The sequence below is a fragment of the Alteromonas sp. KUL17 genome, from assembly GCF_006538305.1.
Lineage (GTDB): Bacteria > Pseudomonadota > Gammaproteobacteria > Enterobacterales > Alteromonadaceae > Alteromonas > Alteromonas macleodii.
Genome location: NZ_BJKJ01000001.1, coordinates 183,165 through 195,268, shown reverse-complemented (window position 1 = coordinate 195,268; position 12,104 = coordinate 183,165). Strand labels below are relative to the sequence as shown.

8 protein-coding genes are annotated in these 12,104 nt (G+C 45.1%); 7 read left to right on the top strand and 1 reads right to left on the bottom strand.

All coding sequences use genetic code 11. The features are described 5' to 3' along the window. Nucleotides 1–178 precede the first annotated feature (178 nt). Nucleotides 179–1,471 (top strand): TMEM143 family protein, encoded by a 1,293-nt coding sequence (locus KUL49_RS00775; protein ID WP_131135985.1) that lies wholly within the window; start codon nucleotides 179–181, stop codon nucleotides 1,469–1,471. A 123-nt stretch (nucleotides 1,472–1,594) separates the two neighbouring features. Here the strand turns inward: KUL49_RS00775 and KUL49_RS00770 are convergent, their stop codons facing one another. Continuing rightward, entirely contained in the window at nucleotides 1,595–2,512 is a 918-nt protein-coding gene (locus tag KUL49_RS00770) for a LysR family transcriptional regulator (RefSeq protein WP_014975775.1), read from the bottom strand. 238 nt (nucleotides 2,513–2,750) lie between these two features. Here KUL49_RS00770 and KUL49_RS00765 point away from each other — a divergent pair, with 238 nt between their 5' ends. From KUL49_RS00765 to KUL49_RS00740, 6 genes are all read left to right on the top strand, one after another. Then, nucleotides 2,751–3,719 (top strand): aldo/keto reductase family oxidoreductase, encoded by a 969-nt coding sequence (locus tag KUL49_RS00765; protein ID WP_131135984.1) that lies wholly within the window; start codon nucleotides 2,751–2,753, stop codon nucleotides 3,717–3,719. Then, a complete protein-coding gene (locus KUL49_RS00760) occupies nucleotides 3,716–4,117 on the top strand; it encodes a heme-binding protein (RefSeq protein ID WP_230598743.1) in 402 nt (133 codons plus the stop codon). Before KUL49_RS00765 ends, KUL49_RS00760 begins: the two co-directional genes overlap by 4 nt. A 122-nt stretch (nucleotides 4,118–4,239) precedes the next feature. Continuing rightward, the gene (locus tag KUL49_RS00755) at nucleotides 4,240–5,955 is read left to right on the top strand and encodes an alpha-amylase family glycosyl hydrolase (protein WP_242633684.1); all 1,716 of its coding nucleotides are present in this window, start codon (nucleotides 4,240–4,242) and stop codon (nucleotides 5,953–5,955) included. Between the two features lie 216 nt (nucleotides 5,956–6,171). Beyond that, on the top strand, nucleotides 6,172–7,680 hold the full coding sequence (sbcD, locus tag KUL49_RS00750; RefSeq protein ID WP_131135982.1) for an exonuclease subunit SbcD: 1,509 nt from the start codon (nucleotides 6,172–6,174) through the stop codon (nucleotides 7,678–7,680). A gap of 4 nt (nucleotides 7,681–7,684) precedes the next feature. Continuing rightward, on the top strand, nucleotides 7,685–11,425 hold the full coding sequence (locus KUL49_RS00745; RefSeq protein ID WP_131135981.1) for an AAA family ATPase: 3,741 nt from the start codon (nucleotides 7,685–7,687) through the stop codon (nucleotides 11,423–11,425). Between the two features lie 217 nt (nucleotides 11,426–11,642). Beyond that, complete coding sequence (locus KUL49_RS00740) at nucleotides 11,643–11,960, top strand: transposase (protein ID WP_308805563.1); 318 nt, start codon at nucleotides 11,643–11,645, stop codon at nucleotides 11,958–11,960. The last annotated feature ends 144 nt before the right edge of the window (nucleotides 11,961–12,104 follow it).

Here is a 12,104-nt window from a genome sequence, read left to right as displayed (position 1 = left end):
AATTAGCGTAGTCTATGTTAACTATATTTAACATTTATGTCGTTTAGACATTAGGCGAAGCCTATGTCTAAGGCATTATCAATTAGGCTTAATTTATCTATAAGTGGTTGTTTTCATTGTTACATAACGGTAACTATTTCCATCTAACAAGAAACATTCGAACTAATAAGACCACTCGATGCCATTAGAACGCTTTATCCCATTTCGCAAACATGATGTTAGTAGATTGTGTGAAAACGTAATTGTGCAAGAGAGGACTCTTTTTCGTACGTTCTCAACATTGCTCGTTAATCGCATACACTATCAATATCATGAGCAACTTGAGGGTCTGAAAGATAGCTATAACGACTTTGATCCAAACAAAGACACCCGCGATCTTACACCTTCAAGTGAAGCTACGAGAAAGCAAAGCCAAAAGGCGTTTTCGAGTGCGTTTGCCAATCTATTAAACGCAGCCAATTTTGAAAAAGTCACAAACGAAGATTTAGAAGCAGCATTAAACGAAGAGTCGCTGTTTAAAGTGCGCCTTGCGGTTAGCTTCGAAGACTTTGAAGATGTGGTGTTTTATCGACGGGGCGAGTCGGTAAAAACTGAAACGCTGCGTACTTTTTTCGGGTTGCGAAAAAAGCAGGTGTCATTTACCAACTACGACAAAGTGGCTGTTTATATCACTTTTAAAGATGAAGCCTACTTCAAAGAGAAAGGGCAAACGCCAGTTACCTTTAAACCTGGTTCCACCATAATAAAGCTTTTCCAAAACGTACCTAAAGCAGACTTGGAGATGCTGTTTCCCAATAGCGAAGTCAAAATGCGTCCGCTAGATAAGTTGATCATTAGTGCATCGGCGGCAATAGGTGGCACCGTGGTGCTAGTGACTAAGTTAGGCGCATCGCTACTTCTCATGGCATCTTTTCTGGCCTTTTGGCTTGGCTTTAAAGACGATGAAGTGGAATTGACTAAGCAAAGCCTAATAACTTTTGGTATTGGCATGGGTGTATTCGGCAGCTTTATCTTTAAGGAATGGACAAAGTTTAAAAACAGAAAAATCAGGTTTATGAAAGCATTGTCTGACAATCTCTATTTTAAAAATTTAGACAATAATGCAGGCGTGTTTCATACGTTAATTGATGCAGCAGAGGAAGAGGACTGCAAAGAAGCTTTGTTGGCTTATACATTTTTGCTGAAATGTAGTGAAGTGTCTGTAGAAGGTGGTGCTGCATTCTGCGCGGTGCGTGCAGAGCGCGAGATTGCCGCTGGTGGAATGACATTAGCAACCCTCGATAGTGTAATAGAAAGTTACTTTTCAGAAGAGCTTGATTGTGCGCTCGATTTCGACGTTACTGACGCTATTAATAAGCTGGTGGACATGGAACTAGTCGAACAATACGGCGATATTTTTATGGCGCGGGCGCTTAACGATGCTGTGAAGATACTTGATGACTACTGGGATAATATTTATCAGCCTGTTTGATTGACCCTTTAACGTCGATAATAGTACGCCAAGGAATAATAAAGCCTAAGCGAAGCTTTCAAGCCTTATTGCTACTCATTACGCACGTGAATAGCGGAAGGTAAGCGCTGACAGTTTGAGTACTTATCCACTAAAATAACCTTCGTGTTGTGCTTGTTTAACTGTGTCTAAAAAGGCTTTTATTCTTAGCGATTGATGGGGACGCTGTGGGTGCACAACAAACAGCTGACTGGTGCTTTTTATTGGAGGCTCACTCGGTGTCGACCCCAGCTTAATTTCTTCAAAAAGTGCGACCAGTTCACCCGCCTTACTATGCTTTTTCGCCACATAGCTTGGCAGTCTTGCAATGCCGCGGCCTTCCAGCACATGCTGAATGAGCGCCAGATTATCATTAAGTTTTAACCAGCCTTTAACCGCTGTGCGCTTACCGTTTATGAGCCAGTTATCTTGGTCGGGGCCGCAAAAGCACTGGTGCGCATCTAAATCGCTCAACACTTTGGGTGTGCCGGCTTGCTTAAGGTATTGCGGTGCTGCAACTATGGTATGGCTATAAGTAAATAATTGCTTGGCCACCATATCTTGCGGCGGGTTGTTAGTAGAGCGAAACGCCAAGTCGAAATGACCTCGGTTTAAGTCGTGCCTTTGATAGCTGGTATCTAAATGGAACGAAACATCAGGATGCTGCTGCGAGAAGGAAAAACACAGTTCGCTTAACAAGTAGTGCGCAAACATATTCGGCGCCGTAATGGCGATTATTCCTTCCAGCTGCGTTTGCTCACGTACTAAATTTTGCTCTAGCTCTACCACGCTGCGATTAATCTTCTGTGTATCGGCGTACACTTGTTTACCTTCGTTGGTAAGACTTACTTGGCGTGTTGAGCGCTGCAGCAACTTTACGCCTAACGCAAGTTCAAGCTCCCTTATTTGCTCCGACAGGTAGCCCCTCGATATCTGCATTTTCTCTGCCGCAGCACCAAAGCTTAAGGTTTCTGCTACCGCACTAAACAGCATCAATCGCTCGACTTTTTTATGTGGTTTCATTGGCTTGTTACTTTTTACACGAGATTAAATCGGAGATAAATATTCACAACATGCTCGAAAAACTGCGTCTTGAGCAACGTCACATCAGAAAATGTAGAGTTAGTGATTATATATGGAATACAGCTATTCGCTATAAAGAATAATGATTTCGCTATTGTGCGCTGAAAGGTGGTAACGGCAAGCGTAAACTTGAGCTATCCGAAAGGCCTTTATTAATTCTTTTTTGCGAGCGGTGTATATGAAAAACCTTCCTCTAAATCAGTACATTTCACACGCCAGTCAGCTGGTTTATGGCTGTATGGCTATTGGTGGAGAGTGGGACTTTAACCCATTAACCAAAGATCAAACCCAGCATGCTTTTGCGGCGGTCGATGCTGCGCTAGAAGCCGGTATTACCGTGTTCGATCATGCTGATATATACCGAATGGGTAAAGCAGAACAAGCATTTGGTGAAGTGTTAAAAGCTCGCCCTAACTTGCGGGAAGAGATAGTGCTTCAGTCTAAATGCGGGATTCGTTTTGAAGATGAACACGGGCCCAAACGTTACGATTTTTCGAAAGACTGGATTGTCACTTCTGTTGAAAACACGCTTTCGCGATTAAATACGGAATATCTCGACCTGCTTTTGCTGCACCGCCCAGACCCATTGATGGAAGAAGAGGAGGTTGCCGCTGCATTTGATGCCTTGTTTGATAGCGGTAAGGTTAAGCGCTTTGGCGTGTCGAATATGAGCGGCGTACAAATGCAGCATCTTTATCACTATATTAATCAGCCGCTTATTGCAAATCAGGTTGAGATGAGTCTTACTAACTTAGGCTTTGTGGATGAAGGTATTTATGTCGGTAACCCAGATGGGCAGCATGTGAACTTTACAGCGGGCACACTTCAATACGCAAAGCAAAACAACATTCAAATGCAGTCGTGGGGGCCAGCAAGCCAGGGTAAATATACCGGAGCACCCGCCACGCTAACTGCGCAAGAAGAAGCGACTAAAAAACTCGTTGCGACCTTAGCGCAAAAATATGGTGTATCGCCCGACGCAATCGTGTTGGCTTGGTTAATGCGCCACCCCAGCAACATTCAGCCAATTGTTGGTTCGGCAAACCCCAAGCGTATTAAAGCAAGTGCAGAAGCCGTTACAGTGACGCTTACTCGGGAAGACTGGTACGCATTGTACGTAAGTGCAAAAGGGATGGAGTTACCATGATGGGTTCTATTTCTTTAGCGCAAGCTCAATCAATGATTACAGACAGCATTCATTGGGCGCAAGAAAACAATCAACACATTGCCGTTGCTGTTGTAGACAGTGTGGGTGAACTTATCGCGTTCTCTCGTATGGATGAAACTAGCCCGCAAACCTGTCTACTAGCGCAGAACAAGGCTTATACGGCAGCCAGAGACAGGCAAAAAACCAGTCAGCTTGCTGCGTGGGCAAAAGAAACGAGCAAAACCATTAACTTTTGGACCGACCCTCGCATCACAGGTATGGCGGGTGGTGTACCTGTAAAAGATAAGGCAGGCAAAGTCGTGGGTGCAATAGGAATTAGCGGTATGGCCGAGTTTGATGACGAAGCGCTAGCTCAAAATATTATTGCTCAGTTTTAACCTACTAAGGAACAGGTTAATGATTCAAAAAACATCTAAAATGACAATGGCCTTTACCGCAATATTGCTTGCGTTAACTGCTTGCAGCCCATCTCTTAACAATAGAGACCGCTAACAGCGGTGTGACGAACAGTGGCGAGAGCAACAATGCGGCACAGCCACAAAGTAGTTACTTAAAGCGCGACGTGCGCGAAGACGTCTTCTACTTCGTTATGCCAGACAGATTTAACAATGGCGATGTAAGTAACGACAGCGGGGCACCAAAAGGATCGATCTCTCACGGAGGTCTCGACACAACGTCTAAATGGGCGTTTCATGGTGGCGACATGGCGGGCATCGAACAAAAACTGGATTACCTGAAATCTATGGGGATCACCGCTATCTGGATGACACCTATTTTGCGTAATAAAGCTGTGCAGAAAGGCGGTTTTGCCCACCATGGATATTGGATAGTCGACTTCACCGAAATTGACCCTCACTTTGGCAGTAACGCCGATTTAAAGCGCTTGATTGACACTGCGCATAAAAAAGATATTAAAGTATTTTTCGATATCATTACTAACCATACGGCAGACGTGATTAAGTATGAAGAGTGCCACAACGCCGACGGTTCGTTTAAAAGTGGACTAGACCAGTGCACTTATCGCAGCTTGCAGGAAGTGAAAGAGCAAGGGACTTACCGTGCTTTTGTTCCAGAAAAAGAGCAGGGTGAGAAATTTCCAGAATGGCTAAACGACCCGCGCTTTTACCACAATCAAGGTGATACAACTTTTGAAGGTGAAAATAGTTTATATGGCGATTTTAATGGGTTAGATGATATCAATACTGAAGACCCTGAAGTGGTTAAAGGGATGATTGATATTTACACCAAGCTTATCAGTGAATTTAAACCTGACGGCTTTAGAATTGATACGGTAAGGCACGTCCAGTTGCCATTTTGGCAAGCATTCTCACCGGCAATTATGGCGCACGCTAAAGCTGAGGGAATTAAGAACTTTCATGTATTTGGTGAAGTGTATGACCCAAACCCTGAAGCGCTAAGTTCATTCACTACCGAGGGTAAACTTCCTGCCGTGCTTGATTTTGGATTTCAAAGTGCGGTGGGAGGCGTGTTCTTTGAAGACAAGCCAGTGTCGACCATTGAAACTCTGATAGCACAAGATCACCTTTACAATGACGAAGACAGCAACGTTAATCAACTGCTTACTTTTTTAGGCAATCACGATATGGGTCGCCCGGGCTTCTTCTTAAATAAGCATTTACCCAATGCGTCTAACGAAGAAAAGCTGCAGCGCAGTATGCTGGCACATGCCATGATGTTTTTCTCTCGCGGCGTACCCGTCGTTTACTATGGCGATGAGCAAGGCTTTACCGGTGATGGTAATGATGTGGATGCCAGAGAAGATATGATGCCATCTAAGGTAGCTAGCTATAACGACAATACGTTGTTAGGTACTGAGCAAACCACTAAAAATGACAACTTCAACCCTGAGCACCCGCTGTACAAATCTATTGCAGAGTACGCTGCGATTCGCAAGCAGCAGCCGTTACTTCAATATGGAGTGCAAGAAAATAAGTTCTTTGATGATAAAAAGCAGGTGTTTGCCTTCGCCCGCGTAGCGAATGACACAATGCCAAACGGGGGCGTGGTGCAACAAAATGACGAAGCACTTTTAGTTGTGTTTAACGTGTCAGCCGAGCAGCAAACGGTAACGGTTTCTCAGCAGTATGAAAGCTACTTAGTTGTTTCAGGAGCCGCTAAAATTTCCGCTTCTGACAACGGTGAAACACAGATTACTCTGCCAGCTTTTAGCTTTGGGTTGTTTTCATCAAAATAATATCCTGAGCACCAGACGTTTATTAAAGCGTGTGGTGCCTCTTTTTTTACCTGCTCCCTGTGAACATGCATCACAGACAAACCATTGTCATAAAACCACAAAATCTCTATAGTTGCTGTACGGTGCGTTGAGCAACATCGACACTCCATAGCAGCAGCGCCATTGCGCCGAATGCGTTTCTCTATCTCCAATGCAACAAGCCTGGTTCACTTCTACATGAAAATATTGCATACATCTGACTGGCACTTAGGTCAGAGTTTTTTTACGAAAAGTCGCAAAAACGAACACGCCGCTTTCCTTAAATGGCTTCTTCAACAAGTAGAAGTGCATCAAATAGATGCGATTATTGTCGCGGGTGATGTGTTTGATACGGGCACGCCGCCTAGCTACGCCAGAGAGCTCTACCATGCGTTTATCGGTGAACTTCAGGGGATGCAGTGTACATTGGTGGTGCTGGGGGGAAATCACGATTCAGTATCGGTATTGAACGAAAGTAAGGCGCTACTGAAATACTTAAATAGCCACGTAATTGCCAGTACATACGGCGAATTGAGTGAACAAGTCATTACGCTTAACGATCGCAAGGGGCAGCCCAGTGCTGTACTGTGTGCCGTACCCTTTATTCGCCCACGTGATGTGCTTGTCAGTGAGGCAGGGCAAAGCGGCACTGACAAGCGTCAAGCGCTTGGCGATGCGATAAAGCAGCATTATGGGGCGCTTTATAATGAAGCCTTGTCACTGCGCGCTTCAATTGAAGAAAAACAAGGAGAGGAGGGCAGTAAAAATAGCGCTGCCATTCCTATTATTGCTACAGGGCACTTAACCGCTTTAGGCGTGAGTCAGTCAGAAAGTGTACGCGATATCTACATTGGCACCCTTGAAGGCTTTGACGCCAAAGGGTTTCCGCCCGCCGATTACATTGCACTTGGGCATATTCACAGGCCACAAAAAGTGGCTAAAACCGAACACATTCGCTACTCAGGCTCGCCCATACCGCTAAGTTTTGATGAACTAAACACACAAAAGCAAGTGGTGTTGGTTACGTTTGAAATAAAAAGCACAACGCCAACTATCTCAACGCTTCCGGTACCGCGCTTTCAGGCCATGGAAGTCATAAAAGGCGACTTAAAAGCGATTGAGGCGGCCATTAATGAAAGCGATGCCATCACGTTAGCTTCTCAAACAGATGATGCCGTTAGCGAAGTGGATAAAGCCCTTAGCGAGTTTAATAAAACCGTTAGCGCAACGGATAACGCCATTAGCTCTAAAGACCCAGTGTGGTTATGCATTGAAGTTGAAACAGAAGACTATCTGACTGATCTACAGCAGCGTATTCAGGGCTTGTTAGAAGGGAAAAACGCTGAGATTTTACAGTTGAAACGCAAGCGTAAGCGCATGGTAAATAGCCTAACAGAAAAGCAAAACGTTCAGCTTAGTGAACTATCGGTAAACGATGTATTTGAAGCGCGTTTGGCATTGGAGAGCATAGAAGACAATCCAACAAGTGAGTTGGCACCAACTGAGTCGGCACAAGGAACCTTGCTAGATGACGACCAAAGCACCCGAGCAATGGAACAAGCAGGTTCAGAAAAAAGCGCTCCACGCATAAACCGGATAAGGCAGCTGTTCAATGAAGCAGTAGAGCAAGTGCACAGCAATGATGAAGATGCTGAAGTACCAGTAGAGACCTCACTGGCAAACACGACAGACAACAAAGGCGAGTAATACAATGAGAATATTGACCTTACGCCTTAAAAATCTAAACGCCTTAAAAGGGGAGTGGAAGATAGATTTCACCCAGTCGCCGTTTATCGACAATGGCCTGTTTGCCATAACTGGCCCAACAGGGGCAGGTAAAACCACCCTACTTGATGCCATTTGTTTAGCGCTTTATCACCAAACCCCTCGCTTGGGGCCAATTTCAACGTCTAACAACGACATCATGACCCGCGGCACGGCGGAGTGTTTGGCGGAGGTTGAGTTTGATATTAAGGGGAAAGCATACCGTGCGTTTTGGAGTATGCGTCGGGCCAGAGGGAAAGTTGACGGTAACCTGCAAAGTGCTGATGTTGAGCTGGCCGAAGTTGAAAGCGGCGAGGTATTGGCTACCCAAGTTAGGCCGAAAAGCGAAGAGATTGAAAAGCTGACTGGCCTTAATTTTGCCCGTTTCACCAAGTCTATGATGTTGTCGCAAGGGGATTTTGCTGCGTTTTTAAATGCTAACGAGGCCGACCGAGCCGAGCTGCTTGAAGAGTTAACTGGCACTGAAATTTACGGGCAGATATCACAGGCAGTACATCAGCAATTTAGTGACGCTAAACAAAAGAAAAAAGAGTTTGCGATAAAGCTGGAAGGCGTAACCTTGCTTAGCGACGAGCAAATCACCCAGCTTGAAGAAGAGCAAGCACAAACCAAGAGCCAAGTTGCAACGTCTAACCAAACACTTGTTCAGTTACAAAAGCAACAGCAGTGGCAACAAGCGTTTAACGCCAATGAGCTAACCATAAAAGAAGCCAGTGAAGCGCAGCAGACCGCGAATAACGCCATCAATGAGGAGAAGCATGAGCTTGAACTCCTAACCCAAAGTGAGCCAGCTGAAAAGCTTCGCCTGCCATTTTTGCAAAGAAACGGGCTTCAGCAAGACGTAACCCGTTATAAAGAAAGGCTTGAAGAGAAAGCAGCCCAGTTGCCAGACTTAAAAACGCAAAAGGCACAGCTCAGTTTGGAAGTGATCAACGCTGAACAAGCGTTAGTTCTTACAAAGCAACAAAGCAGTGAGCTTGAAAAGCGCATAAATGAGCAGGTAGTTCCGCTAGATAACCAAATAGCGCAGCTCACTACTGAACAGCAAAAAGCAAACGAAAACGCGGCACGTTTAAGGCAGTCAATAAACGCGTTAACGCTAAAGCGCACAGAAATCGAAAACGCTTCGGCAGATAACAAGACCAAGCTTGGTGAACTGGAAACCTACTTACGTGAACATCAATCACTTAGCGGTATAGCGGAATTTTTAAGTGGCTGGAGTGAAACGGCGCGCCATATTGAACATGATAAAAAGCAGTTAGAGACACTGACACAAAGCGTAAATAATCATCGTCAGGCGCTTTCATCCCTAGATGACGCTATTGCAAAAACAAATGAGTCGTTAAGCGCGTTAACGCAGACCTTCGATGACAAAAACGCACAAGTTGCAAAGTGCGAAAAGGCACTTCAGGCGGCGCTATCTGGCAAACCAAGTGATACTAATAGTGCTAATGCAGCCAGCAAAGCAAGCCTTCAGCAAGAGCGCGATACCAAGCTCCATCATTGGGATAACGTGTTACAGATAGGGCATATTCAGCAGCAATATTTGACACTAGAACAAGAGAAAGTATCGCTGGGTGCGCAAAAGGAAGACTTAGCGAAGAAACTAGCTCAGCAGCAATCTGACCGTCAAGCCTTGGTTGATGCCTACAAGCAAACCCGCAGTAATTTAAAAGACATAGAGGCGCTTATTGCCCTGGATGCTGAAGTGGCGCACCTGCGCGCGCAGTTAAAAAGTGGCGAGCCATGCCCTGTTTGTGGGGCAAACGAGCACACCACGTCTAGCGTGGCGATTGATGTACCTGAAACTATCCAAAAGCGAGATAGCTTAAAGCAGCAGCTAGATGATATTGAGCAGCAAGGGGCGCGGGCAAAAGAAAGCGTTACACAAACTGAATTCACTCTTGCTCAGGTTAATAAGCAGCTAGAACAGGCAAGCGGGCAACGAGATACTCTGCTAGAAAAGTGGCAGCAGATTTCAAGCGTACTTAGCGCTGATATACCGAGCTTTGAAAAGGTCGACATTAATACATCGCAAAGCGTCGCTCAATTTACCCAGCAGTTTAAAACTCGTCTTGATGATATTAGTGCTCAATTAACCCGTTTAGATGAGTGCGAGCAAGCTCTAAATGCTGCACTGCAGGCTAAAAATGAAGCGCAACAGGCATTACAAGGCAAGCAGTCAGAACTTGCAGTTTCTCTGCAGCAGCGCGAAACCTTGGAAAAGCAATTTAACGAACGTAACACAGAGTTAGAGAATAAAACAAAAGGGGTTAACGATGGTCTTTTAGCGCTCAGCGAAACTATGACGGCGCACGGTGCTGATATTCACAACTTGGCTATTGATGGAATTGCCTCGTGGTTAAATGAAAAAGCCGAAGCGCTTAAAACCTATAAACACAATCATCAGCTACACGCTAAACTTAAAGATGAGTTGCAAGAGGTAGGCAGGACTCTGCTTGTGAACAATCGGGATATTGAAAGTGCCGAGAATCAGCTAAAGGATGTATCTGAAGAGCTTGTGCAGCTAGATAATAGTTTAAAGGCGCTGCGAGACTCGCGCACAACCGTATTCCCTGAAGGGAATATTGCTGAAACAAGGAATAAGGCAAACGCCGCCCAAGAAATGGCTGAGCGAAACGTGAGTGAATGCAAATCTCGTCTACAACAAACGGACACTATATTGTCTCGTTTAGAAGCCGAAATTGCCCAGCTTAATGAACAACTAAACGAAAAAGAGCAAGCACTTACAGAGGCAACAGAGCACTTTAGCCGTCAGTTGGCGAGCAGCCCATTTGCCGATGAGCACGCGTTTAGCAATGCCCTTTTAGACGAAGATACCCGCAACACCTTGCTTGAACTGCAAAAGCGATTAACTCAGCAAAAACAACAAGCGGACTTAAAGCTAGAAAACGCGCTAGCTACCCAACAATCGCTAAAAGCCCATGCTAACGCAGCATTGTGGCAGAGCGAGTTAGAAGAGCACGGTGCACAGTGGCTCGATACGAAAATTACCCAGCAAGCTCAGCAGCGTGACACGCTGTTATCGTCTTTAGGGCAAATAGAACAGCAGCTAAGCGCTAACAATCAAGCCCGCGAAAGGCAGCAACAGCTTGTGGATGAGATGGCTGCGTTTGAGGCCTATTACGACGATATTACTTACCTACACTCGTTAATTGGTTCGGCCAGCGGCGACAAATTCAGACGTTTTGCACAAGGGCTTACTCTGGACAACTTAGTGCAGCTTGCAAATCAGCAGCTTGATAAATTACACGGTCGCTATCAGTTAATTCGAAAAGAAAACGAAGGGTTGGGTTTAAGTGTATTAGACACCTGGCAAGGTGACGTAGTGCGAGATACCAAAACCCTGTCTGGTGGAGAAAGTTTCTTAGTGAGCCTAGCGCTGGCTTTAGCTTTATCTGACTTGGTCAGTCACAAAACTAGTATCGATTCACTGTTTTTGGATGAAGGCTTTGGCACCCTTGATGCTGAAACTTTGGATGTGGCGCTTGATGCACTAGACAACCTAAATGCCAGCGGAAAAATGATTGGTGTGATAAGCCATATTGAAGCCATGAAAGAGCGTATTCCTACCCAGCTTAAAGTGATTAAACGCAACGGTGTAGGCTTAAGCGCACTTGAAAAGCCTTATGCGGTTTTAAGTTAAAAAGAGAAGTATTAGGAAGTGAGGATGATTAGTCGTCACTTAACCTGATACTTTTAGCGATAAAGTGGAACCAAACCTGAGAGTCTATTGTGAGGTATAAAGCGGACCTTGGAAAAATGAATTTTCCATCTCAAAGGTCAGTAGATTGACAGCAAAACCATATGTACACTGGGCTGCAAATCTCTGGTAAGGACGCCATTGTTAACCACTCACACGCATAATTATAAACGACATCGGCCAGAGCAATTCAGGCAAGGTGAGATATAAACTAAAGACGCCCTACAGCAATGGCGCGAATCACGTTTTTTTCAGCCAGCTGGACTTTGTGAGTAAACTCGCCGCACTAGTGCCACCAGCGCGGCTCAATCTCATGCGTTTTTACGGGGTATTAGCACCAAACAGTCATGTAAGAGCAGAAGTCACCGTATCTAAGCGTAGTAAGAATAGTCCTTGTTTAAAAGAACATCCGAAAGATTCAGAAAAGCCGTATCATGCCCGCAATATGTCTTGGGCGCAAAGGCTGAAACAAGGCTAGCTAGAACGCCATTTCAAGAGATTTGTACTTAGCAGTCTACAATGCGAATCATAAGGAACAAGGTAAACAAGATGCCCCCCCTCACTCTGTGAGTGCTTCAGCAAGCCTTTTTATTTGCTCAGCACGTTGAAATTGACTGCATAG

Excerpts from the sequence above, each read along its gene's own strand:
- KUL49_RS00760 (WP_230598743.1), top strand. The coding sequence starts at position 3,716 with ATGATGGGTTCTATTTCTTTAGCGCAAGCTCAATCAATGATTACAGAC.
- KUL49_RS00775 (WP_131135985.1), top strand. The coding sequence starts at position 179 with ATGCCATTAGAACGCTTTATCCCATTTCGCAAACATGATGTTAGTAGA.
- sbcD (WP_131135982.1), top strand. The coding sequence starts at position 6,172 with ATGAAAATATTGCATACATCTGACTGGCACTTAGGTCAGAGTTTTTTT.
- KUL49_RS00745 (WP_131135981.1), top strand. The coding sequence starts at position 7,685 with ATGAGAATATTGACCTTACGCCTTAAAAATCTAAACGCCTTAAAAGGG.
- KUL49_RS00765 (WP_131135984.1), top strand. The coding sequence starts at position 2,751 with ATGAAAAACCTTCCTCTAAATCAGTACATTTCACACGCCAGTCAGCTG.
- KUL49_RS00770 (WP_014975775.1), bottom strand. The coding sequence starts at position 2,512 with ATGAAACCACATAAAAAAGTCGAGCGATTGATGCTGTTTAGTGCGGTA.